This is a genomic window from Bartonella sp. CM120XJJH (genome assembly GCF_042194715.1).
In the GTDB taxonomy this organism is placed as follows: Bacteria; Pseudomonadota; Alphaproteobacteria; order Rhizobiales; family Rhizobiaceae; genus Bartonella.
This window is the reverse complement of the sequence record NZ_JBHINE010000006.1, coordinates 39,621-64,087: the sequence shown is the minus strand read 5'-3', so window position 1 is coordinate 64,087 and position 24,467 is coordinate 39,621. Positions and strand designations below refer to the sequence as shown.

The window sequence follows — 24,467 nt, the reverse complement described above, 5'->3', positions numbered from 1 at the left end:
CTTTTTTCTTTGATAAGAAAACTCCGAGAAAATGCTAAAGAAGCACTATAAAAACGCCCTTATATTCTTGATCAAAAAAGTATTAAAAAAACTGTAAAGAACAGTTTTTTACGAGATAAGGAGGATTTTTAAGAAGGATTGTTTACAATCTAAGGTTGAAAATATGTTTTGTAGAGCTAATTACGTTTAGTGTCTATGCAGGCGTGAAGGGGGGAGGATATGGCTCTACAATATAAATGGAAACGACATTGTTGGATACTCATGTTGAGCAGCTGTTTTGTGCAAGCTGCTGCTGCAAATGAGGGTGATACAGCACTTTTTTGTCAATCTTCAAGTTATGAAAATGATAAAGTATTTCAAGATCAATACAATGAGGATATGAAAACAGGTAGATGCATACTTGGAGCCTCTAATGATGCCATGATAAGAACGCGCAATGAATTAGATTTTTTAAAAAAGCCTAGCGATTTTGTTGAGGATAAGGGCGTTAGAGTGTTTGCGATTCAACAAGAGCTTGGCAGCAGTCATCGTGACAATGTTGGATATAATGCACAAGAACAAAATATTGCGTTTCTTAAAAAACCTGAACTTATCTTTATTAAAGATGGGGCAATGTTAGAAAATTATGTCCTTGATAATGAAGGTAAAGCATACATTTCAAATGATGGTGAGAGTGATAGTCCAGGGCGATCCATTAATAACACAGTAAGGAATGGTGCAGAGCTTTATGTGTATGCAGGAGGGCTCAGTGAGAATAGTAAAATTGAACATGGTGGAATTGAAAATGTTCAGGCTTTAAAGGGGAAACAAGGTTTTTCGAAAAATGCTGTTGTTGAAGAAGGCGGGCACCAAAGTGTTGGAAATGGAGGAAAAGTAGAGGGGACTAAAGTTTATGGTGGCGAGCAGCTTGTTTTCGGCGAGGGGGATATTGGAGGAGAGGTTAAAGGGAGTAGTGCTTCTCATACTGTCATTTATGGTCAAGATGAAACTCTAGGCCAACAAAAAGTATATGATGGCGGAAAAGTTTGGAATACGAAAGTTATGCGAGGGGGTGTCCAAGAGGTTGGCAAAAAATCTCAAAGTGCGAAAAATGGTGGTTTTGCATTTGACACAGAAGTTTTTGGTGGTGGTAAACAACGTATCTTAAAAGGCGGTCAGGCTATTGGAGTCACTTTAAATGAGAGTGCTATTCAGGAAATATATACTGATGGATCTGTAAAAAATCTAACAATGAATGATCAAACAAAATCATGGGTGCATGCTGGAGCAACATTAGAAGGCAAGACACAGGTAAACCATTCTGGGCAGATTCATCTTTATGCTGGGAATGATCAACATCGTACCACAGTAGAAGATATTATTTTAAATGGAAAAGATACAAAACTGTACTCTATTACTGATGAGTTTGATGGAAAAAGTTCTTTGATACAAAAATTAAGTGGTGAAGGGAGTGTTATTTTTTCGTTTACAGGTTCTGATCCATATTATTCTCAGCTTCATGTGAATAATCTTTCAGGAAATTTACATTTCGCGTTCAATACGACGATTGCCCATAATCGTGGTGATTATCTCTTGGTTGAGAAAGGCTCTGGAAGACATACAATAAGTGTTGCTGATTCTGGAGTTGAAATCACGGATCCTTTTTCAAATAAGCGTGATTTAATTACGGATAAAAGTGGTGGAGCGCATTTTACACTAACAGATCTTAAGGGTGACAAAATTAACGCCATTGATGGTGGAACTTATATGTATGATTTGAAAGAAAGAAAGGATGAAAATGGAAAAGTTTGGTTTTTATCGGCAGATCGTCTCAGTGGACCAGAAACCTCTATTCCAGATCCGAAAAATCCTTTTTTCCCTGGTGAAACATCAACAACTCCCTCTACAGATGCAGTGTTAACATTGTCCGTAGTTCCTGGACTTATTTTTAACAATGAGTTGCAAATTGTACGGAATGGTAGAAAAATTTGGGACAGAAATAAGAAAGATATCGAACTATGGACTTATGGGATTAAGAGCAGAGAACGTGTTGCGACAGGCCATACACACTTTAAGCTTGGGCAAACAGGTTTAGTCTTTGGTGCTGATCAGTTGAATGAATTAAGGCATGGAGAGTTGTATGTCGGTGGTTTCGGTAGTTATGATCAAGCACGTATTTCTCATGCACGAGGTGGTGACAGCGATTTGAGCTCCTATAGTATTGGAACTTACGCAACTTATTTTGATCATCGTGGATGGTATATGGATGGTGTTTTGAAATATAATTATTACCGAGATAATTTGAAAGCCATCTCAACGAATAATTTAGCTATTCAAAGTCATTACAATCAGTGGGCGATAGGTGGATCATTTGAGATTGGTTGTTATTTTGAACCGGCACAGAATACTTGGATGCAGCCTTATATCAAGCTAACAGGTTTGCAGGTTGAAGGTAAAAAAATAAAACTTTCCAATGGAATGATAGGTGATCTAAGCCCATTAACTTCATTCCGCAGTGAAGTTGGATTAACTGCAGGGCATGAATTTTTTGTGAATTCAGAAACTTCATTAACAGCTTACATTATGGCAGCTTGGTTGCGTGAGAATATAAATAATAATTATACGACAATTAATAACCAGTATAAATTTATTACAGATTTATCAGGTAGTGCGGGTAAATTGGGAATTGGTTTAAACGGTACGGTCAATGATAAACTAACACTTTATGCGGAAGCACATTATCTAAAAGGACATAAGATTAAGAATGCTCTTCAAGGTATTTTAGGATTACGCTATAGTTTCTAAATATGTATGTGCACGGCTGATTAATTTTACAAATGTAATTGCTTTGCAAGATTAAACAGATAACGCTCGATTTTGTCTTCTCGAGAGTGTAGAGATCTTCTCAAACAGTAAGGATATCTTTATACTCGCCTTTGAAGGCAACATACTGAATTTATAATAATAATTCATTTCTATGCATGTTGAATGAGAGTCCCGAGTATCATAGGATTCTCTTATTCCAAATCGGTTTATGTTGAATCAATCAAAATTATTACTTGGCACATCACAAGCAGGATGAACGTGTAGATAAAAACTATACAAGAAAGGAGTAAAAATGTCTCTTATGAATCGTCTCTAGTGTCAAGGGCTGTCACAACATTGGGATGACAAAGTGTATGATGATATCGGCTCGCTTCTTCATAAGCGTAAAGATTGGGGGCTCAATGGCTTTACCGGTATACCCATTCATGGATGACGTCGCAAAATAGGTTTGGGTGCGTTGAGAGGTGTCTCTTTAAAACAAGCGCGTGAATGTACAACCCAATGGCGTTCTGTGTTCCGTGAAGGACGTGATCTCGTTAGGCACGAGCATTTTTTTCATCTAACTTCAAATATTGCAAATTGTTCCTTGAACTCAAGTTAACAATTTGAATTTTATTCATATTTTCTGCCTTAAGTTAGAACTTTCTAACTGCTCATAAAGAAATAACTTAAAGTTGTTTATGTTAAAAAATACACTTTAAAAGTGTTTTTAAACATAAATAAAACACATTACGATACAATCTAGGGCGAGTTACCTACGTAGCCGTGGGATATTTTTCTAAATAATTGAGAGTGGAGTGTCGATAATGCAGTATAAACATAAGTTAAGTTTCTCAGTATTGATGATCAGTAGTTGTCTTGTACAAGTTGCAAGTGCAGTTGAAAGCAGGAATGGAGAGTTAACAATAGTAGAACATGTAGGAAATGGAGCAGAGATACCAAAAGGTTCAGCACTGATTACAAATAATTTGCCTAGGAGTAAGAGTAAAATTAGAGATGGCAGTGTTGAGATTGTTGAAAATGGAGCAACTTCTATAGATTCTACTATTGAAAAAGGAGGGATGCAAATAGTTACACGCGGAGGAAATGCAATAGATGCTAAAATCCTTGGTGGTAAGCAGTTTGTTCATGAAGAAAAAGGTCTTGATCTTACAAGCGAGGAGAGAAAAAGTAGTGCATATAATTCCACAGTTTCTGGTGGTGGAGGGGCAGTGGGACAGCAGAATGTGTATGATGGAGCGTGGGTTTGGAATACGAAAGTGGGAAATAACGGAGAACAAAATCTTTACTCGGGAGAAAGAAAGGAGGGGGGGAAATCAATATATGCTGAGGTCTCTGGAAATGGGAGACAGCACGTCTTAGCGTTAGGAGAATCTTATGCTACTACTTTGAAAGATCACGCTATTCAAGTCGTATACCCTCAAGGGTTTGTGGATGGTCTGACTATTAACAGCTCTGCTAAATCGTGGCTCCATGTTGGGATACAAGATGTCCTTGGAGAAGTAAGGGTCAATGATCACGGAGAACTTTATTTATTTGCTGGTGATAGGACAAATCATACGACTAAGAAAAAAATTCCTATAGAAAGAAGAGCTGAAGAAACAATATTTGAGGTTGGTGAACGAAATATAGGAGAAAAACCTCAGATTGAAATTGAAGATTTAGGGGGGCAAGATGGGACTGTTATTTTTACTTCTATCCCGTATGATCCACGACATATTTCACTTCATGTTGAGAAACTTTCAGGGAATTTACATTTTCGATTTAATATTAGTGCTATGGGGGATTCGAGTGATTACTTGTCGATTGATGAGGGCGCAGGTAATCACAAAATAAGCGTTGCAGATTCTGGTCGTGAAATTACAGGTTTTCTCTCACAGAAAAATGGTTGGGCCACAGAGATTAATTTAGTTACTGATAAAGTTGGAGGTGCTAGGTTTACTCTGGAAGATCTTTCGGGTACGGACATTACTGCTGTCGATGGTGGAGCCTATCAGTATGTTTTACGAAAGAGAGAAAGGTGTGCTGATTCTAGTGGTTATTCTACAATTTGGTATTTAAGTTCAGCCTCTGAAGGTACGACACGTTCGAATACTGAAACACAGTGTGTAAACAAGAAAACGAAGATTCCTCTTGTATTGTCTGATCAAGGTGCTTCTTCTAGAGGAAAAAATACCGGCTCTCGTAAACCTACTGCAAAACAACCAGCTAAACCACGACCTCCACGTCATTTAAGAGAAACACAAAATGTCTCTAGTGTTTCGGTATCTTCCTTTGAAGAAAATCGGACTCATGTGAAGTCTCCTCCAGCAAGTCCTCTTCATCTTTCTGATGGAAAACAAAAAATTGCTGTTTCAGAATCTTTCCAATCTTTAGCTGATCAAATGATTTTGCGTCCAGTTCATAAAGAACAACCTTCTCCACAATTGAGAGAGGCACTTTCAGTTTCTCATTTTTTAACAACGCCTTCTACAGATGCGGTATTGTCTATGTCTGTGGCTCCAGCGATGGTGTTTCACAATGAAATGCAAACCGTGCGTGCGGGCAGAGGAATTCTAGATAAAAGTAAAAAGCATGCAGCTTTATGGAGCTATGCGATCAAGTCTAAAGAGAGTATTGCTACAGAGCATATAGATTTTAAGTTGGATCAGACAGGTATTGTTTTAGGGGTCAATAGTTTAAGCGAGTGGGAAAATGGAGAATTTTATATAGGTGGTTTTGGCAGTTATGACCGCGCACGCATTGCGCATGCACGGGGTGGTATGAGTGGTATCAATACTTATGGCATTGGTGCTTATGTCACTTATTTGGATCATAGTGGATGGTATTTAGATGGTATTTTAAAATACAATCATTATCAGAATACTCTAAAGGCAGTTTCAACGAATGGTTTAGCAATTGAAGGAAGTTATAGGCAATGGGTGGTGGGCACTTCCTTTGAAGCAGGTTATCGAGTTCAGACGTCAAAGAGCAGTTGGTTGCAGCCTTATGGACAATTTACATGGTTGCAAGTTGAGGGTAAAGAAATCAAATTATCGAATGACATGATGGGTGACATGCGTCCATTCACTTCATTACGCAGTGAGGTTGGCTTGTCTTTGGGATATGAATTTGGATCTCGCATGGATTCCTCATCAGTTGCGTATATTACAGCAGCATGGTTGCGTGAGAATAAAGATGACAACCATACATTGATTAATCAACGGCATTCATTTACCACAGACTTATCGGGGAATGCAGGTAAGTTAGGAGTAGGTTTGAGCAGTTTGGTGAGTGAGAAGTTAAAGTTATATGGTGAGGCACATTATATTAAAGGACGTAAAACAAAACAGTCCCTTCAGGGTATTTTAGGTGTACGCTATAGTTTCTAATTATATGGTTATTTTTTGATTGATCTCAATGTGCGTAGAAGGATTTTCAAACCTAGATCGAAGTGTCTAGGTTCGTCCTCTTTAAAGAAGAAGGCTTTCAAAAGGTATATATTTTGCACGTTAGGATTTTCTTATGACGTTTTATTGCTTCAATGATAAATTTGATGAGAGGCATTTAAGATTATGTAAGAAGGTTCAATATTTATTGAGAGTCGGTAGCACATCTTTATGATGGGATAAGCAATTACAGGTATTTCTGTTAAAGTTTTCTTTATAATTCATTCTATATTTTTGAGAATTTGTGTAGATTTTTGCAGAGTCACTTGGCAAAGAGCTCCTTGCTCGCTATAGAAATGGCTAGAGAATATTATAAATGAAATAAAGGTGGTTAAATGGCTTTAGAGCGTACTTTTTCGATGATTAAACCAGATGCAACCCGTCGTAATTTGACTGGCGCAATTACTAAAATGCTTGAGGATGCGGGTTTGTGTGTTATTGCGTCTAAACGTGTCTGGATGAGCAAACGTGAGGCTGAAAATTTTTATGCTGTTCATAAAGAACGCCCTTTTTTTAGTGAATTGGTTGAATTCATGTCTTCTGGTCCAACCGTTGTACAAGTTTTGGAAGGCGAAAATGCAATAGCTAAAAACCGTGAAGTAATGGGGGCGACGAATCCTAGTGATGCAGAAGAAGGGACAATTCGTAAGGTTCATGCTTTATCGATTGGCGAAAATTCTGTCCATGGATCCGATAGTGCTGACACGGCAAAAACAGAAATCGCCTTTTGGTTTTCTGAGGTAGAAATTGTTGGTTAATAAAGCTTTTATAATAATAAAGCGTATATAGAAAGCAAAAAACCGAAACACAATATTTCGGTTTTTTGCTTATAAGATTATAGACTTTTGGGGAAGCATAGGGAGCGTTAATCGTTTTTTTTAGCTTTTAATATTACAACTTCTTTTGTGAGAATATCAATTTTTAAAGAGTTTTTATCTACATTCCACCCTTACTTGTAATGTGCAAAAAAGAACTTTATTGATTTATCATTAATAGATTTAAAATCAATCAATCTTATGCTATTCGCATCTCTTATTTAAGTGCAAAAAGATAAATTGTCATTATAAATCCCCATACTATTCATAGGATAACGTGTTTTAAACCTGCACGAAAATAATCCCATCCTGTCCACAATGTAAGGAGGGCAGAAATCCACAGCATAGTAATGCCAAACTCTACTGTGTAAGGGAAAATTTTATTACCGGCTGGTCCAGCTAAAAGAAATACAATAGCGATCATCTGGACAAAAGTTTTCCATTTTGCAAGACGAGAGACAGGAACACTCACTTTTAACTCAGCCAAATATTCACGTAATCCTGATACAAGAATTTCTCTGCAAAGAATGATAATAGCTGCCCATAGTGTCCACCCAGCGATAGTACTGTCTGCAGCAAGCAAGAGCAAACAGGCAGAGACGAGAAGTTTATCTGCAATTGGATCTAACATGCGACCAATATTGGATGTTTGTTCCCAAATACGAGCAAGGTAACCATCAAGAAAGTCAGTAATGGATGCAACAATAAAAATGGAAACAGCAATCCAGCGAGTGATATCACTTGATTGTAGTCGCCCTTCTAAAAAAAAGCATGCAACAACCATTGGAACGGCAACAATTCGTGCATAAGTCAAAATATTTGGAAAAGAAAAAGTATGATTTTTCATGGAGCCATTTTTAATTCTTGTGAAAGAGAATATATTTCCTAAACGTAACAAGGCGAAGGTTATGAAACAAGCCTATTTTTCATGAAAATGGTTATGAATTTTTTGTGCAATTGTCATAGAGATTCCTGTAACTTTTTTTAAATCTTCAAGTGAGGCACTAGCAACAGCTTTGGCACTTCCAAAATGATGAAGCAACGCACGCTTTCTCGTCGGACCGATATTTTCGATTTCATCAAGTGGGTTTGTGAATGTTGCTTTTTTTCGTTTTATCCTATGAGCTCCAATCGCAAAACGGTGTGCTTCATCACGCAGACGTTGCAAAAAATAGAGGATAGGATCACGTGGAGGAAGTGTAAAGGAGGGGATACCTTTTATAAAAAATCGTTCACGTCCCGCATGACGGTCAACACCTTTGGCGATTCCAACAACTGTGAAGAGGTCATTTAATTGTAATTCAGAAAGTATTGCATGTACGCTGTTGATTTGTCCTTCACCACCATCGATTAAGATAAGATCAGGCCAAATGGGAAAAAGATCATCATCTTTTATGTCAGGACTTTTATTTGGCTGATCATGTTCTTTGATAAGGCGTGAAAATCTTCGCTTAATTACTTCTTTCATCATGCCAAAATCATCGCCAGGTGTGATATCTGCTGAGCGAATGTTGAATTTGCGATATTGATTTTTAACAAATCCCATTTGACCAGCAACAATCATAGCTCCTACAGCATTTGTTCCCATGATATGAGAATTGTCATAGACTTCTATCCGGCGTGGAGGAAAAGGTAGTTTGAATGTTTTAGCAAGACCTTGAAGCAATTTTGTATGAGTGGCTGTTTCAGAAAGCTTATGTTCAAGTGCTTCATGAGCATTGAGATAGGCATGATTAACAAGAGTTTTCCGTTCACCTTGTTTGGGTAAAGAGAGGGACACTTTGTGATTTGCTTTGAGACTCAACGCTTCTATAAGAAGTATCTTTTCTTCAATTTCTTCAGATAAAAGGATGCTTTTTGGAAGTGGTTTATCATCGTAAAATTGGGCAAGAAAACTCGCTAAAATTTCAGTACGGGAAAAAGAGGGATCTGCTTTAGGAAAATAGGCGCGGTTTCCCCAATTTTGCCCCATGCGAAAAAAGAACACTTGAATACAGGTTATTCCTTCTTTTTGCGCAATTGCAAATACATCCGCTTCTTTTATCGTTTGAGGATTAATACCTTGATGGCTTTGTATATGAGAAAGGGCTGATAAGCGGTCACGATAGGAAGCTGCTTGTTCAAAATCAAGATTTTCTGCGGCTTTATGCATAGCTTGAACCATATCGTTTTTAACAGATTGATCTTTTCCAGAAAGAAACGCTTTTGCTCCATTCACCAGTTCTTTATAATCACTGTCACTAATTTCATGGGTACAAGGTGCAGAACATCGCTTAATTTGATAAAGCAAACAGGGGCGTGTACGATTTTCAAAAACTGAATCAGTACAGGTTCGTAATAAAAAGGCGCGTTGTAAAACATGAACTGTTTGTGTCACTGCACCAGCAGAAGCAAAAGGACCAAAATAGTGAGCCTTTCGTGTTCGCGCACCACGATGTTTGTAAAGTGCAGGCACTCGATGATCATCTGTAATCATAATATAAGGGAAACTTTTATCATCACGTAGTAATACATTAAAATGTGGATGCAATCTTTTGATGAGATTGGCTTCTAAAAGGAGTGCTTCTGTTTCTGTATGGGTAACGATAAATTCCATATGATATGTTGCACGAATCATGCGGGTAATACGATTATTGTGTCCTTGTTCACGTGTATAGTTTGAAACACGTTTTTTGAGATTACGGGCTTTGCCAACATAGAGAATATCACCATTTTCACCAATCATCCGGTAAACCCCTGGCTTATGCGGAAGGTGTCTAACAAACTCTTGTATGACTTTGACACCTTGGAATTGATTTTTCTCATTGCTTTGATTGGCATTATGCCATGTAATATTAGAGAGAAAAGAAAGCTTTTCCCCTTCATTTTGCGGACAATTTGTATTATTTCTCAGGACCATTCCGTTTATTAAGAATATGTTGTTTGTTTAATATATGAAATATTCTTTTTTATTAAATAATGATTATTTATGTCTTTATAATTTTTTTATAAATATAATCTTATAGCATAAGAGTATGATTTTAGAGAGCCGATCTTTCATAAAAAATATGAGAGTTGTTATTCTAAGACAGCTTTATGAATGTGCCTAATTTATCCATTAAAATGATTGGAATAGGAAATCCATGATGATTAAGAGGATAGACTTTCTAAAAGGGAAGAAATTAATTCACGCTGATCGTTATCATCTTATCATTATAATATGTTGATATTATCCCAAAAATCAAAGAACTTTATCATTTAATGCCTTTGTATCTTACAACATGATATTTGATTTAGGAAAATATAGAGAAAAACCTAACATAATAGATGTTCTTTTTGAAGCCACTTATGCGTTATTTGGGCATTTTCATCTTGTCCCAGACGGTTGATAAGAAAGGGGCTGAGTTTTTTCATTTCTTCTTCCAAAAGGTAGGGAGGGTTAATAATAATCATACCACTTCCATTCATTGTTGGTGGATTTGAACTTTTTCGGATACGCATTTCAAGCTGTAGAATCTTAGGAATTCCGGTTTGATAAAGCGCGTGAAGAAAACTTTCAATTTCTTTGTCATATTTAACAGGATACCATAAAGCGTAGATCCCTCCAGAAAAGCGACGATAGGATTTCGTTAATCCCTCAATAAGGCGGGAAAATTCTCCAGCTTTTTCAAAGGGAGGGTCAACAAGGATAAAGCCACGTTTTTCTTTTGGTGGTACATGAGCATTTAAGGAAAGCCAGCCATCTAAATGCAGAACTTTTGTCTGATAATCTCCTGCAAAGTTTTTTGCTAAAATATGATAATCTTCATTGTGCAATTCTATTGCGGTGAGGCGATCTTGTTTCCGTAATAATTGACGAATAAGAACAGGAGATCCAGGATAAAATACAATTTCTTTTTCCTCTTTATTGAGGGCATCAATGATATCACACCATGGACAAAGGAGAGTTCTTAAATCTTCTGGGATAGGAGTTGAAAAAAGTCGTTGGACACCTTCGCGCCACTCTCCTGTTTTATATGCTTCTAGAGAAGAAAGGTCATAAATACCGATTCCAGCATGCGTATCTATAACGCGAAAAGCTTTTTCTTTGCGTTTGAGATATTCTACAATGCGAGTGACAATAATGTGTTTAAAAACATCAGCAAAATTGCCAGCATGATAAATATGCCGATAATTCATGGAGTAAACTCTATCATATGTATAACTGTACCGGATTATTAGCATAGAATAATAGAATTGATATCCATAAAAATTCTCGTGTAGAAATTAAATAATGCTCTCACTCCCAAATTATACACATATAGAAAAAATATTAATGGCATAAGAGCATTTATTCCACTGGGCTATTTTATATTATGAGATTAATCGTTAAGATTTTAAATTTTTTTATATGAAAAATAGATAGGAAGAGGGCAAACATTTCAATAGAGATAGTTATGTTGTAAGAGAAGTTTCTTATGATCGCGGATTCTTTCAGGAAAACGATAAAAGACAAGCAATTAACGAGGATATTAGTGAAGTTTGTTAAAAATTGAAGGGTATCTTTCAAATTCATTCATAAATTTGCTTGCTTAAAGATTAAAGAATTTCAAATGCTTGATAAAAACATTGTTACATTTATCAGTTTTTTAACGAGCGTAAAATTATGGATAGGGCAATAAAGTACTGGTATTATAGTGATAGATTTTTGTAAAAGTGTGAATGAATCTCATTGGTTTAAGCAGAGCCAAAGCTTTACAATATACACGCTAAATGGCTTGGTTATTGTGTATGATGCTAAAATAAAACTTTTGAAAAGTGATATGTGCTCTGCAAGCGATCTCAATAAAATGAGGGATTTTTAACTAAAGTAAACAGGTTTATCTATCTCTAACACTGTATTATCGAGCGGCTTTATGAGATAATCTTATGAAAAGACAAGGATAAGAAATTCTTTTTACATGGATTATGCTTCGATACCATGCTTTTGATTGAATGTAATTTTCCATTAATGCCCATTCTGTTTTCAATACTGAGATAGGTTAAGCACATGATATTATGAGAACGCATGCCCAAGATCCGGAGAATTGTAATAGTTAGGACATGCAGCGGCTCAGAGAGCTGGTTATATAGAGGTATCTGAATAAAGGCGCAAGCTGGTCCCATTTTTATTTTTTAGCAGTATTGCCATATCTCTTAGCACTTGAGCTGGTTCATAAAGTGCATTTTTACTCTTTCCGCTAATAGTTTTTATTTACACGATAGATATTTAATTGAATGCGATGATGGCTCATATTTCGTATTGTATATGGAATAATGGATGATAAAATTCCTACCAACGCAAAGAATAAATGTTGTACGTAAGATGATAGTTTTTGAAGAGACTGATGATGTGTTAAGAAAGTTTTGTAGAGACTTTTCTTTCTGATTTTTTTTAATTGAAACCATAAAAATTTTTTACAGTATGGTATGATCTTTATCAGCGACGGGTAATTTTGAGGAAATGTTTGTAATGATATGTACAACATTGTTTAAAAGGAAAGACATGAGCTATAGTGTTTCCAGGAAGATGAGTAACCTAAGAGATCAGATGAAGTTACTTTAGAAAAGTTTTTGAGCCTTTTGAATTTTGTATGAAGCGGTTTATCATTTTTGAATGGTTGATGTTATAATACGCTAAAAAGGGGTAAAAGGATAAAAAGTTTTTTTGCAATAAAAAGCGTGTGATTGCTTTTAAGTTAAGAAGAAAATATATAATTAAGATATTATATTTGATACATTCTTCAGAGGAAGCATAAATAAATGAATTAAATTTAAAAGCATCAAGTTAGAGAGAGTAATGGGTAATATTTTTTCACCAACGCATTTAATTATAATTTTATTGCTTATTTTTGTGCTTTTTGGGCGCGGTAAAATTTCTGAATTAATGGGCGATGTTGCTAAGGGAATTAAAGCCTTCAAAAAAAATATGAAGGAAGAAGATGACAGCATTAAGGACAAAGTTGAAATGGCGACTACTTCTCAAATAATTGATGTAGAATCTCAACAATCTCAGCCGTTATCAGTAAAACGTACAACAGCGCGCAGAAAGGCTTCTTCTGCTTCTAAAAAAAGAAAAACATCTGTTGCAAAAAAACAGTAACAAAAAACGCAATCATCATTGTGCATTATTTTTTGATGAGAAAGTTGAATTAAGAGATGTTTGGGATTGATGGACTAGAGTTTGTCGTAATCTTACTTGTTCTCATCATTGTCGTTGGACCGAAAGATTTACCTAAAATATTAAAGACAATAGCAAAGGTAAGAGCTCATATGTGTTTAATGGCAAATGAACTTCGTCATCAGTTTGATGATGCAATAAGACAAATCGAGCTCGATGATTTGCAAAAAACATGTTCGAATATTAGCGATTCAAGCAAGAAGGTGACAGAGACTTTTGATCCCATTCAAAATACATTAGAAAATATCCACGATAATTTGGATATTAAGGCAACACACCATAAATCAGAAAAAGGTAAAGAAATTTTGGAATGCGATCAAAACGTAACCAATAAAGATACGACAGTATAAATTCCTTCTAAAGATAGAGAAGATGTGCCATGAATGTTAAGAAAGATGAAGTTGATGCCCATACGGTACCATTTTTAGAACATTTAATTGAACTTCGTCAGCGAATTATTGCTGCCTTGGTTGCATTTATGATCGCTTTTATGATGTGTTTTTTTGTTAAAGATTATATCTTAAATTTTTTACTATGGCCATATCAGTGGGCAATGAAAATAGCAGGGGGTAATCCTGAGGGTATTCGTTTGCAATCAACGCAAGTATGGGAAACTTTTTTAACGAAGATGAAGCTTTCTGCTTTTGGGGGAATTATTTTATCTTTTCCCTATACGGCTTTTCAGTTTTATAGTTTTATTGCACCAGGGCTTTATAAAAATGAGCGTATGGCTTTTTTACCATTTCTCATTGGAGGGCCTATTTTATTTTGTATTGGGGGAGCGTTTGTTTATGGTCTATTAGCGCCAATAATACTATGGTTTAGCCTTTCTCAACAATTTCTTCCAGATGTTCATTTAAAAATAGAGTTTATAGTGCGTATTTCTGATTATTTGGGCTTTATGACATCGTTTATCCTAATTTTTGGTTTGATTTTTCAATTACCTCTTATAATCAGTCTTTTAACAAAAGTTAGATTTTTAACGTCTCATGATTTGGTGTCTAAACGAAAATGGGCTATTTTGCTCTCTTTTATTATTGCGGCAATCATAACGCCGTCGGATTTTTTTACGATGTTTGCCGTGGCTTTACCAACGATAGCACTTTACGAGATTTCAATTTTAATTGCTTACAGTATAGAAAAGAGAAGAAAATCCGCTTAAGAACAGTGTATAAGCTTATGCGATAAGAAATAAATAAAAACAATATAAATGAGGAATTTTTATGCTTGATATTAAGTGGATTCGTGACAATCCTGAGAAATTAGATAAAGCACTCGTAAGTAGAGGTCTTGAGCCACAAGCTGAAAGGTTAATACAACTTGATCTTGCACGTCGGTCGCATATTGCTAAGGTGCAGTTGGCCCAGGAACGTCGCAATGCTGTTTCAAAGGAAATAGGACAGGCTTTAGCGGTATCTGATCAGCAAATGGCTGAACGCTTTAGAGCTGAAGTTGAAGAGATTAAAGCCTTTCTTTCCTCTGCAACAGCGGAAGAAAAACAGCTGACGGAGAATCTTGAGAAAATTCTTTCAGCACTGCCAAATATTCCATTAGATGATGTTCCAGAAGGTAAAGATGAAAGTGATAATGTCGTCATTCGACATTTTGGTACACCTCCAACATTTAATTTTACACCAAAGGAACATTTTGATCTTGGTCAAGATCTCAAGCAGATGAATTTTGAACGAGCGAGTCGTTTGTCTGGAACACGTTTTACAGTACTTTCAGGGGCGTTAGCACGGCTAGAACGAGCATTAGGCCAATTTATGCTTGATGTACATGTGAATGAGCATGGTTATACAGAAGTCTCAATACCTCTTCTTGTTCGTGATGAGATTGTTTACGGGGCAGCACAATTGCCGAAATTTGCTGAAGACCTTTTTCGTACAACAGATGGTCGATGGCTTATTTCTACAGCAGAAGTGCCATTAACCAATTTGGTCAACGATGAAATTCTTGAAATATCAGATTTACCACTGCGATTTTCTGCCTTATCTCCCTGTTTTCGTTCAGAGGCGGGAGCAGCCGGTCGTGATACGCGTGGTATGTTGCGTCAGCATCAATTTTGGAAAGTTGAAATGGTCTCGATTACCAGTGAAGAGCAGTCTTTAATTGAATTAGAACGTATGACGGAATGTGCAGAAGATATATTAAAACGGCTTTGTTTGCCTTTTCGCACAGTGGTTCTTTCTACGGGTGATATGGGGTTTGCAGCGCGTAAAACCTATGACATCGAGGTTTGGCTTCCTGGTCAAGAATGTTATCGTGAAATTTCTAGCTGTTCAGTTTGTGGAGATTTCCAAGGTCGTCGTATGAATGCGCGCTATCGTAAAGAAAGCGATAAAAAATTACATTTTGTTCATAGCCTTAATGGTTCTGGTACAGCTGTTGGACGTTGTCTTATTGCCGTGCTTGAAAATTATCAGCAGGCTGATGGATCAATTGTTGTTCCAGATGTTTTACAACCTTATATGGGAGGCATGCGTTGTATTACTGCTTAATTTTACGAAAGGAGAGACAATATGCGTTTATTGCCAAGAGGTGATGATATGCAAACGCAAGTTTTTGCCATTTTAAAAGAAGCAGTTTGTCAGTATGATAAAAGTGCACCTCCATTGGAGATTGAATGATACTATGGGGCAAAAGGGTATTTTACAATTTCGTGAGGAGTTAGCCGCTCTTGTACTGAAAATGCGTAGCAAAGGCATTGATGACGTGCGATTTTTTTCGGCATTAGAGAAAATTCCGCGTCAACAGTTTGTTGCTGCTCCTTGGTTTAATAGTGCTTATGATAATAAAGTTATTCCCCTTGAGTGTGGTGAATATATGGAACGTTTGGAAGAACAACTCTTAATTCTTTCGGCATTATCGTTGAAAAAAAGGCATCGCGTCTTAGAAATTGGTACAGGATCTGGTTTTTGTACTGCTCTTATGGCATGTCTGAGTGACCGTGTGACAACGATTGATCGTTATAAAACGCTGGTTGATTTGGCACGCCAAAAATTTCAAACTTTAGGCATTGAAAATATTGTTATACGGCAGATTGATGGAAGTCATAGTGTGACAGGCTTAGGATCATTTGATCGTATTCTTATTTGGCCATCACGTTTTGATGAACCCAAGGAATTTTTAGAACTTTTAGCTGAAAATGGAATTCTCATTCAGGCGATAGGACCTGACGAAGGGGTACAAACGGTGACGCGCTATACAAAAATTGGTAGTCGATTTGAGTGTTTAGAACTGTTCCAAGTGCGTTACCAACCTTTTATTAAAGGCATTGCGGAGATACTTTAATTTTTAAAAGTTAAGAAATTGCTGCAAATTGTCTGCGTTAAATTCATTTTGATCTTATATAAAGATATTTATGAATAAAACATCTCATTTTAACTCTTCGGTAATTTAAAAAAGCTTTAATGGAGTGAGTTGATTATTGATGAGTGAGCAAAACGATGTGTCTAAAAGCTTTGGATAATATTTTCCAGCATAATTTTCAGAAAATAACTTTTTTAGCGGTGGTAACTATTGTTGCTGGTTGTAGTTCTGGTACACAGCGTTTTTCCAATATGTCTTCTCATCGTACGGTATCATCTCAATCAAATATATCGAGCACTATGTCTACAGATCCGCGAATGCTATCATACGGTAGTGGTATGATACAAAGCACTGAATTGCCACCTGTAGAATCAAGTGATGATTCGTGGGGAGATGACAATTCTCCCTATAATTTTTCACATCAAGGTAGGATAACTTCTTCTGATGGTCGCGTTATGGGCTCCCCTCCACGTAATCTTGGGACACTTTCTCGTTCACAAATGGATAAGTCTCCTATTTTTCGGCGGAATTCTTATATTGTCCAGAGTGGAGATACACTGCTCAGTATTGCACGACAAATAGGGGTTAGTGTTGAGGCATTAAAATTAGCAAATGGCATAAACAGCAATTCCATTTATATCGGTCAGGTACTTGTTGTTCCAAGCAGGCGTACATTAGCGGCCTCAAATGCACACAATAATAACAATTGGACAGTGTCAACAACAGAATCTGCATCCCAATCTCAAGTGATGCCCTCTATAAAAAACAAGAGGTCCTCTCCTATATATAAAGCTCCTGTAACAACGCAACCCTCTGCAAAGATGAACAAATCAAGTTCTGAGAAAAATTTTTCTAAACAGATGACGCAATTAAATCATGAGACTGGTTTGTCAAGTACTGTTACGAATACAGATAATATGACGACTCCGCAAGCCACAGGAATTTCTAAGATGCGTTGGCCAGTACGAGGGCGTTTGTTAAGCCAGTTCGGTCAAAAAAAGGGAACAGTAATGAATCGAGGAATAGATATTGCTGTGCCTGAAGGGTCTTCGGTAAAGGCGGCAGAAAATGGTGTTGTTATTTACGCGGGAGATGGGTTAAAAGAGCTTGGTAATGTTGTGATGATTCGACATGAAAATAATATTATCACTATTTATGGATGTAACAGTACGCTTGTTGTTAACAAGGGACAAAGGATAAGACGCGGTGATGAGATTGCTAAATCTGGTGTTTCAGGAAATGTTAAAACGCCACGTGTCTATTTTGAGATGCGTAAGAATTCATTACCTGTTGATCCCCTTAAATATTTAGAAAACTAATTTATTGATGACTTTTACATTTGAATAGTCTTACAGTTTATAGAAACTTCATGAAAAACAATTGATTTTCTTAAATCAATAATATTGCAGCAAAAAGTCATTGGTTTAAGGAGAGTAGTTCGTTGGGGCGTTAGATATTACTATCTTTGTTTTTATGAAAGTGTAAGACAATAGCATCATACTATTTGTCAGCTTTCAGTGTTCCAACTGCTCTTACATTTGAGAGAAGCATGAAAAAAGATATTTCACGCCTTTCTTAAAAAGTTTTTGTCGACAGACTCATTTCATATGTGTGTCTGCAAGAAAATCGTTTTGATTAATTCGGAAGGTTTGAAAATGAGAGCGTTTTACTGTATTTAGGTCTATCATTCGATATCAAAAACGATAAATTATCTATATAAATAAAAGTTTTTTCATTAGAAAAATTATCTTGTATAATTTATTGAGTTAGTGAAAAGATTTATATTGTAGGATATACAATAGGGGAAAATGAATCTATTTTTAAAGATTTTTCTCATTGTATTTTGGTATTCTGTCTCTTAAGGATTTATTGTATTTTTGTAAAGCCGTGATTAGATGATGTGGTTATTGCTTTTTATGATAAATTCTTTAAGACTTTTTTCTGAATCGAAATTTTATTTTAATAGAGTGGGAAATACCTGAAGTTTAACTATAGGAGATAAAAATGTTTATTACGAACGCTTATGCTCAAGTTGCAGGCGATGTTTCCGGTGGAATTTCATTTGCTAGCGCAGTCCCATTCATTTTAATTTTTGCAATTATGTATTTGTTTATCATTCGTCCCCAGCGTGCCCAAATGAAAAGACGCCAAGAAATGCTTAATGCAGTACGTCGTGGTGATACAGTTATAACGGGTGGTGGTATTATCGGCAAGGTTACGAAGGTTCACGACGAGAGTGGTGAATTAGAGGTTGAAATTGGTGAGAGTATGAATATTCGTGTTATTCGCTCAACATTAGCTGATGTGCGTGTTAAAGGTGAGCCGATTGCAGAAAAAAAGTCAAAACTTAATACTAAAGCAAAAACACCACAAAAGTCTAAATCTAAAATGACAACGAAAGAAGATATGAGTATCTCTGAAGAGAAAAAAGCTATATCAAAGGAAAATGCATCTTAAGGTGCAGTGGAAGTTTTAAGCATTTTTATAAAAAGATTGGCAAGATCAAAACAATTTCATTGGAAAAGTGGCTTTTATAGTGGCTACAGGAAATGGAGTTTTTGTTTTCTTTAGATTATTAAAATAGTTGCTTTATTTGTAGAATGTTACGCAATTTTTTTTCTGTCTTTAAAACAAGATCACTGTTTTTATAATGAGTAAATAAGCTGAGAAAACTTTTTAAAAGATAGATTGATTTAAGCAGGTATAGCATTTTATCGTGGTTTATTAGCAAATTTTCGTATATTTGTTGTATGAGAAGATTAGGGCTTTATATAAAAATTTTCACTTCAATACGAGGCTATGGTTAACATACCAATGTTTATATCGGCCTTACTTTAATTTTTATGGTGAGAAGTAGCAAGGACAATTGGATTATTCAAAAATAAAGGGTGCTTGTTCATGTTCGATGCAATTCAAATTCGTGAAGCACATTTTCCAAGTCGTGCACCTATTGATGCTTATGGAAATGGTGGATTTCGTTTTGCTGATATGTCTCATAGAGGTTCTATTATTTGTGTACCATCAGGTATTTATGGCATTGACATGGCAGGGCCTATTCCCACTCAAGGGGATATATCTCGTATTTTAGAAGAAGCTTCTGAAATCGAAGTTTTATTAATAGGTACTGGAATTGAATTATTGCGATTACCTGAAGAGTTACGGGTGCTTTTATGGGAAAAACATATTTCATCAGATACAATGAGTACGGGAGCGGCGGTGCGTACATTTAATGTTTTATTGGCTGAAGATCGCGCTGTTGCGGCGTTATTATTTGCGGTAGAATAGAGTATTGTTTAATAAAACAAATGCCCTCTTCTAGTATGAAAGCCTTGTGTGATTATTTTTCTGCGCCGTAAAATACCGTCGTTTAAGGCGGTGATATAAGGGTATAGAATATATATAACTTAACACCTTAAGTGTTTTTAAATATAGCAGAAAATATTCAGGAAAAAGCTCGCTCGTAGTTTAATGAATCACATGAGTGATCAACTCTTGGCACTTGAGGCAGTTCATAAGAGGCATTTTTAATTCTTTCTTATACAGTTTTTACCTACAAGCCAGCTCCGCTTGTGACGTGCAAGGGAATTAGTTTTGATTGATTCAACATGGAATTGGTTTGAAATGAAAGCATTCTACGATATTTGGGATTCTAATTTAACATATAAAACAATAAATAATGATTGTAAATCAATGTGTTGATAGTAAGTGAAACTCACCGAGAGCAATTGGATTTTTTACAAATTGCTGTTGGTAGAAATATTTGTCTTTTAGGATGGGGGAGGAGATCAATGATTTGATGAAGTTTTTGTGATCAGTGCATTTTATAAAATAACATTGTCATCTATTCAGTGAAAAAGTGTTTTGCCTTGTTTGTTATTCTAAGTTTCACTATGCATGTTACAATTAGTTTTTAGCTTTTTTTACTGCAACTGAAAATTTTAGTCCAATAAGATAATTTTATCAGAAAAATTATTTATTTAATTTTTTTCTTTCTAAAAGGAAAAGTGACTAGAAAAGAAATTTTAATTCATAATACAGTTAAGAGACACATTTAAAAATCTTATTTTCTGAACTCTATTTGCTTATCCCTCATTTCTTAATATGAATAAAAAGAGGATATTAATTTAATTGCTAAAAAAGGGATGTTAATAGGTTCATAGAATGATAGGCTCTCTTCCTTATTATCTTGATATTTTACGTAGCATGGATCGTGATCGCTATATATCGGTTTTATTTGCGCCTAAAAAAAAGCGCCAAGCATTGGCTGCTCTCTATGTATTTAATGCTGAAGTTTCTCGTATTCGCGAAAGTGTACATGATCCACTCATAGGAGAAATACGGTTGCGTTGGTGGTATGATTCTATTGCTCATGGTGAAATGCAAACGAGTGGAAATAATCCGATTTTGAGTGATTTATTGAAAGCAATAACTCTTTTTAATTTACCTAAGACAGCTTTTTTACGTTATTGTAATGCACAAATTTTAGATCTTTATCAAAATCCAATAGAAACACTTCATGATCTCGAGCATTATTGTGGTGAGACAGCAAGCATAATTTTACAGCTTTCTTGTCAGATATTGGATCCTGATACTGCACAAGAGTTTACAGATATCTATGAACATGGAGGGATTTCTCAAGGATTAAGCGGTGTATTGCGTCTTTTATCATTCATGCAATCACGATATCAGTATTATTTACCTACTGATATATTAAAGGCTGTAGGAGTGAATAGGGAAGATTTGGAATCTCACCGTCTCAGTGATCAACAAAAGGGTCGTATTGTTGAAGCTATGGTAGCATTATCGCGCGATCATTATACCCAATTTTACGAGTATTCTTGTGCTTTACCTAGAGTTCTTAAGCCAGCTTTTCTTCCATTGGTCATTGTACCGGCTTCTCTTAAAAAAGCTATACAGCTGGGGGCTGCAATTTTTCAAGAGAGTGCAACTTTACCATTGATATATCGCTATTGGTTGATAACAAGAGCAGCAATAAGCGGCAATTTTCCAAAGATATTGTAAAAGAATATTACCACGTTGGAATGCGTAACATATAGACTGATTTTCTCATATGAAAATAAAAGGCGCTATTGTGATTCCAAACCATTTTTTTGTTATAAAAATGTTGATGCTTTGGTTGTTATGAGTGCAAAAGAATAAGAAATTTTATGATCTTGAAAATACGGTGTATTTCTTTATCAGTAAAATGTTTTATTCAGTGTGTGAGATGGGTGAGATGCAGAGAAAGAAAAACATAGGATAAAGCTCAATACATTGTTTTGTTTGATGAAGAACTGTTAAGTATTCTGAATGTATTGATTATATCTCATTTGCAAATGAAATAAAATTTCTATTTTATGAGAGAAGTTGTCTTGGCAGTCTATGAGACTATAAAAAACTCTCATTTTTGAGAAATTATAACATCATAATTGATAACTTTTATGATTTATGAATATATTGATTGATAATGATAATTCGTTTTTTCTTATATTGAATAAGAGTCTTGAATAGAAAAAGATTTTTTCATTTTTATACTGAATTTTAAAAATAGTTTTTTTGTATATTATAAGTCGGGTGTGTAAACGAAATCATTTCAGGAAGAGACAATACGCTCCGTATGAATGAATATTAAGAGTAGCAATATGATAAGCTATAAATGAATGACGATAGGGATGACATTTATAGCTTAGTGTGCGACAACTTTTACAACCTGTGGATGGATAATATTTTTTAATGCGTTGCAAAAACGACTCTACATTCCATTGACTATTTTCTCGCAAATCCATACATGTACTGATTTGCGAGAGAATTAATCATTATACAAATGCTGATCCTAAGATATGCAGACAAGAGATCTATCTTGCCTCTTCAACTATAGACGAAGAGCTGATAGAAACTTTATCAATAAGTTCTTTAAATTATGCACAATCTTCTTATTGGAGAGCGTTAAAGATCTGATTATAATTTGTGCCATTAATTTCCAAAGGATGTTCTTTATTGGCAACTTGTAGCATTTCTAGCTTGAGATCTTCTCTTATCATCATATCTATACTGGCGCGAACCTCAGTTGAAAGAGTACGAGACGTGATATCTTTAGGCATGGTTACAGTCTTTATTTGATAAATGATACGGTTTGTTGCAACCGGACCTTTTATGATGCCATAATGACCTTTGGGAGCAGTAAATAATGCTTTAATCCCTTCAACGCCAAGGGTTTCAGATGAGTCTTGACGCCGGAGGGCTGGTGTTGTTTGTTTTGTAACACCAAGGGTATGAGCAAGAGCAACAAGACTTTTTCCTTCCGTGAGCTGTTTGAGAGCATTTTGGGCTTTTTCATCAAGAAGGCGTTGGATTTCCTCACGTTTCCATTGAGAAAGAACATCTAGCTTAGCCTCTTCAAGTGTCTTATCGCGGGCAGGAATAATTTTATCGACCTTATACCAGAGGTATCCACCATTTTGAAAAGAGAGAGGATCAAGATCAACTCCTTCGTTTGATTGATAGATGGCATTCAGTAAAATATCTTTTTGAGGTAAATCTGTGAGTATTGCACCTTCAAGCGTTTTTCCCGTTTTATCGATGGTAATTGTGCGCAAAGATAACTTATATTTGTCAGCTAGCTCTTTGAGAGAAGCACCCTCAAAACGAGCATTTTCAATGGCTACATAATTGTTACGGATATCATCAGTAGCACGATTTTTGGCAAGTGTTTGACGAATATTTTCTTCTACACTTTCAAAAGGAAGAGAGCTTGATGGTTCAATATGCGTGACGCGAATGATAACAGGTCCCTGTAAGTCATTTATCACAGGACTGACTTGGCCTTGCTGAAGTTGAAAAATTTCAGATGCTAGATGATTAGGAAGTTCATTTTCTGCGATAGGCCCTTTTTTTATGTCATTAAGAGTCTTTTTTTCAGCTTTTACCAGTTCATCAAAACTCAATCCATCAGCTATTTTTTTTGCTGCATTATCGGCTTCTTCGCGTGAGGGGAAGCGCAGTTCTTCGAATGTACGCTTTTCAGGCGTTACAAAACGTGAAGCATTTTGTGTATAATAGGCTTTCGCCTCATCTGTTGAGATATCTTTAGGTTTTACAAAATCACTAAGTTCCATAGATAGTAAAGAAACAGTGCGGTATTCTGGAGCACGAAATTGACTTTGATGTGTTTTAAACCATTTTTGTAGTGTTTCGTGATCAGGATCAGCAATTGATTCCTTTTCTTTTAGATCAATAACGAGATAATCAGCAACACGCATTTCTCCTTGATAAAGAGCAAGTGCTTTATAAAAGAGATTTGGTGCTTTCATATCAGAAAGTAAAGCTGAAATAAGTTGGTTACGCTTTTCTTGTTTGGTGTAGTAATTAAGAAAAGCACTTTCACTAATACGTAACTGCTGAAGATAGTTGTAAAACAAATTTTTATCAAAAGTGCCATTTACTTGGAACATCTTATCAGAACCAATCGTATGAGCTATTGTATCTTTTGAAAGACTTATTTTCATTTTACGTGCTTGTTCATCAAGCAATATATTTTGTTGTAATTGATTAAACACAAAAGCAGGAATTCGGTATTGCTGCATTTCATTTGCTGTAAACATTCGTCCAAGATGAGCAGCATATGCTAAACGTGCGCTTTGATCGGCAAGTGCAAGACGATAATCATCAACAGTTACTGTGGACTTTCCAGACGTAATGAGATCTCTTTCACTTTTTTTGTGTAATTGCGGCACCCCCCATAGAAGAATGAAGCATAAGACTAAAATAGCAAGGAAAACTCTGAAAATCCAAGAATTTGTAGCATTTCTTATGACGTCAAGCATTGTTCAATCCCATTTTTAACATAAATTATTATCAAAGCTGTAGTGGAATTTGCAATAAAGAGACGAAAGATGCAAGCTTTTAAAGACTTGCTTTCGTTTTATAATT

General features: G+C 35.7%; 16 protein-coding genes and 1 pseudogene. 13 read left to right on the top strand and 4 right to left on the bottom strand.

The window, feature by feature from the left end; genetic code table 11:
* Window positions 1–219 precede the first annotated feature (219 nt).
* From bafA (ACFIKU_RS04160) to ndk, 4 genes and pseudogenes are all read left to right on the top strand, one after another.
* Window positions 220–2,784 carry a BafA family autotransporter gene (gene bafA / locus ACFIKU_RS04160; RefSeq protein ID WP_375656771.1) on the top strand — a complete coding sequence of 855 codons (2,565 nt, stop codon included), beginning with the start codon at window positions 220–222 and terminating at the stop codon, window positions 2,782–2,784.
* Window positions 2,785–3,097: 313 nt separating this feature from the next.
* Window positions 3,098–3,355, top strand: a pseudogene (locus ACFIKU_RS04155) (Arm DNA-binding domain-containing protein); the annotation flags it as partial.
* A 256-nt stretch (window positions 3,356–3,611) separates the two neighbouring features.
* Window positions 3,612–6,176: a BafA family autotransporter gene (gene bafA / locus ACFIKU_RS04150; RefSeq protein ID WP_375656770.1), complete on the top strand. Its 2,565-nt coding sequence runs from the start codon at window positions 3,612–3,614 to the stop codon at window positions 6,174–6,176.
* A gap of 392 nt (window positions 6,177–6,568) precedes the next feature.
* Window positions 6,569–6,991 carry a nucleoside-diphosphate kinase gene (gene ndk / locus ACFIKU_RS04145; protein WP_375656769.1) on the top strand — a complete coding sequence of 141 codons (423 nt, stop codon included), beginning with the start codon at window positions 6,569–6,571 and terminating at the stop codon, window positions 6,989–6,991.
* Between the two features lie 322 nt (window positions 6,992–7,313).
* Here the strand turns inward: ndk and pgsA are convergent, their stop codons facing one another.
* The 3 genes from pgsA to ACFIKU_RS04130 form a co-directional block, all read right to left on the bottom strand.
* Complete coding sequence (gene pgsA / locus ACFIKU_RS04140; protein ID WP_273723320.1) at window positions 7,314–7,895, bottom strand: CDP-diacylglycerol--glycerol-3-phosphate 3-phosphatidyltransferase; 582 nt, start codon at window positions 7,893–7,895, stop codon at window positions 7,314–7,316.
* Window positions 7,896–7,967: 72 nt separating this feature from the next.
* A complete protein-coding gene (uvrC, locus tag ACFIKU_RS04135) occupies window positions 7,968–9,947 on the bottom strand; it encodes an excinuclease ABC subunit UvrC (RefSeq protein WP_375656768.1) in 1,980 nt (659 codons plus the stop codon).
* A 395-nt stretch (window positions 9,948–10,342) separates the two neighbouring features.
* Window positions 10,343–11,206, bottom strand: a complete 864-nt coding sequence (locus tag ACFIKU_RS04130; RefSeq protein WP_375656767.1) for a 23S rRNA (adenine(2030)-N(6))-methyltransferase RlmJ — start codon at window positions 11,204–11,206, stop codon at window positions 10,343–10,345.
* A 1,639-nt stretch (window positions 11,207–12,845) separates the two neighbouring features.
* Between ACFIKU_RS04130 and tatA the strand changes: the two genes are divergently transcribed.
* From tatA to ACFIKU_RS04085, 9 genes are all read left to right on the top strand, one after another.
* Window positions 12,846–13,148 (top strand): twin-arginine translocase TatA/TatE family subunit, encoded by a 303-nt coding sequence (gene tatA, locus ACFIKU_RS04125; RefSeq protein ID WP_375656766.1) that lies wholly within the window; start codon window positions 12,846–12,848, stop codon window positions 13,146–13,148.
* 56 nt (window positions 13,149–13,204) lie between these two features.
* Window positions 13,205–13,576: a Sec-independent protein translocase protein TatB gene (tatB, locus tag ACFIKU_RS04120; protein WP_375656765.1), complete on the top strand. Its 372-nt coding sequence runs from the start codon at window positions 13,205–13,207 to the stop codon at window positions 13,574–13,576.
* A 29-nt stretch (window positions 13,577–13,605) separates the two neighbouring features.
* Window positions 13,606–14,388, top strand: coding sequence for a twin-arginine translocase subunit TatC (gene tatC / locus ACFIKU_RS04115; protein ID WP_375656764.1), 783 nt, complete (start codon window positions 13,606–13,608; stop codon window positions 14,386–14,388).
* 61 nt (window positions 14,389–14,449) lie between these two features.
* Complete coding sequence (gene serS / locus ACFIKU_RS04110) at window positions 14,450–15,727, top strand: serine--tRNA ligase (protein WP_375641477.1); 1,278 nt, start codon at window positions 14,450–14,452, stop codon at window positions 15,725–15,727.
* A gap of 133 nt (window positions 15,728–15,860) precedes the next feature.
* Entirely contained in the window at window positions 15,861–16,520 is a 660-nt protein-coding gene (locus ACFIKU_RS04105) for a protein-L-isoaspartate(D-aspartate) O-methyltransferase (RefSeq protein WP_273791164.1), read from the top strand.
* Between the two features lie 155 nt (window positions 16,521–16,675).
* On the top strand, window positions 16,676–17,857 hold the full coding sequence (locus tag ACFIKU_RS04100) for a peptidoglycan DD-metalloendopeptidase family protein (protein WP_375656763.1): 1,182 nt from the start codon (window positions 16,676–16,678) through the stop codon (window positions 17,855–17,857).
* A 685-nt stretch (window positions 17,858–18,542) separates the two neighbouring features.
* The gene (gene yajC, locus ACFIKU_RS04095) at window positions 18,543–18,995 is read left to right on the top strand and encodes a preprotein translocase subunit YajC (protein ID WP_375656762.1); all 453 of its coding nucleotides are present in this window, start codon (window positions 18,543–18,545) and stop codon (window positions 18,993–18,995) included.
* A 441-nt stretch (window positions 18,996–19,436) separates the two neighbouring features.
* Window positions 19,437–19,823 carry an Mth938-like domain-containing protein gene (locus ACFIKU_RS04090; protein ID WP_375641474.1) on the top strand — a complete coding sequence of 129 codons (387 nt, stop codon included), beginning with the start codon at window positions 19,437–19,439 and terminating at the stop codon, window positions 19,821–19,823.
* 876 nt (window positions 19,824–20,699) lie between these two features.
* Window positions 20,700–21,560 (top strand): phytoene/squalene synthase family protein, encoded by an 861-nt coding sequence (locus tag ACFIKU_RS04085; protein WP_375656761.1) that lies wholly within the window; start codon window positions 20,700–20,702, stop codon window positions 21,558–21,560.
* A 911-nt stretch (window positions 21,561–22,471) separates the two neighbouring features.
* Here the strand turns inward: ACFIKU_RS04085 and ACFIKU_RS04080 are convergent.
* Entirely contained in the window at window positions 22,472–24,361 is a 1,890-nt protein-coding gene (locus ACFIKU_RS04080; protein WP_375656760.1) for a peptidyl-prolyl cis-trans isomerase, read from the bottom strand.
* Window positions 24,362–24,467: the final 106 nt, after the last annotated feature.

Bases quoted from the DNA above. Each gene is read 5' to 3' on its own strand.
- bafA (WP_375656771.1), top strand. From the start codon at position 220: ATGGCTCTACAATATAAATGGAAACGACATTGTTGGATACTCATGTTG.
- bafA (WP_375656770.1), top strand. From the start codon at position 3,612: ATGCAGTATAAACATAAGTTAAGTTTCTCAGTATTGATGATCAGTAGT.
- ndk (WP_375656769.1), top strand. From the start codon at position 6,569: ATGGCTTTAGAGCGTACTTTTTCGATGATTAAACCAGATGCAACCCGT.
- pgsA (WP_273723320.1), bottom strand. From the start codon at position 7,895: ATGAAAAATCATACTTTTTCTTTTCCAAATATTTTGACTTATGCACGA.
- uvrC (WP_375656768.1), bottom strand. From the start codon at position 9,947: ATGGTCCTGAGAAATAATACAAATTGTCCGCAAAATGAAGGGGAAAAG.
- ACFIKU_RS04130 (WP_375656767.1), bottom strand. From the start codon at position 11,206: ATGAATTATCGGCATATTTATCATGCTGGCAATTTTGCTGATGTTTTT.
- tatA (WP_375656766.1), top strand. From the start codon at position 12,846: ATGGGTAATATTTTTTCACCAACGCATTTAATTATAATTTTATTGCTT.
- tatB (WP_375656765.1), top strand. From the start codon at position 13,205: ATGTTTGGGATTGATGGACTAGAGTTTGTCGTAATCTTACTTGTTCTC.
- tatC (WP_375656764.1), top strand. From the start codon at position 13,606: ATGAATGTTAAGAAAGATGAAGTTGATGCCCATACGGTACCATTTTTA.
- serS (WP_375641477.1), top strand. From the start codon at position 14,450: ATGCTTGATATTAAGTGGATTCGTGACAATCCTGAGAAATTAGATAAA.
- ACFIKU_RS04105 (WP_273791164.1), top strand. From the start codon at position 15,861: ATGGGGCAAAAGGGTATTTTACAATTTCGTGAGGAGTTAGCCGCTCTT.
- ACFIKU_RS04100 (WP_375656763.1), top strand. From the start codon at position 16,676: ATGTGTCTAAAAGCTTTGGATAATATTTTCCAGCATAATTTTCAGAAA.
- yajC (WP_375656762.1), top strand. From the start codon at position 18,543: ATGTTTATTACGAACGCTTATGCTCAAGTTGCAGGCGATGTTTCCGGT.
- ACFIKU_RS04090 (WP_375641474.1), top strand. From the start codon at position 19,437: ATGTTCGATGCAATTCAAATTCGTGAAGCACATTTTCCAAGTCGTGCA.
- ACFIKU_RS04085 (WP_375656761.1), top strand. From the start codon at position 20,700: ATGATAGGCTCTCTTCCTTATTATCTTGATATTTTACGTAGCATGGAT.
- ACFIKU_RS04080 (WP_375656760.1), bottom strand. From the start codon at position 24,361: ATGCTTGACGTCATAAGAAATGCTACAAATTCTTGGATTTTCAGAGTT.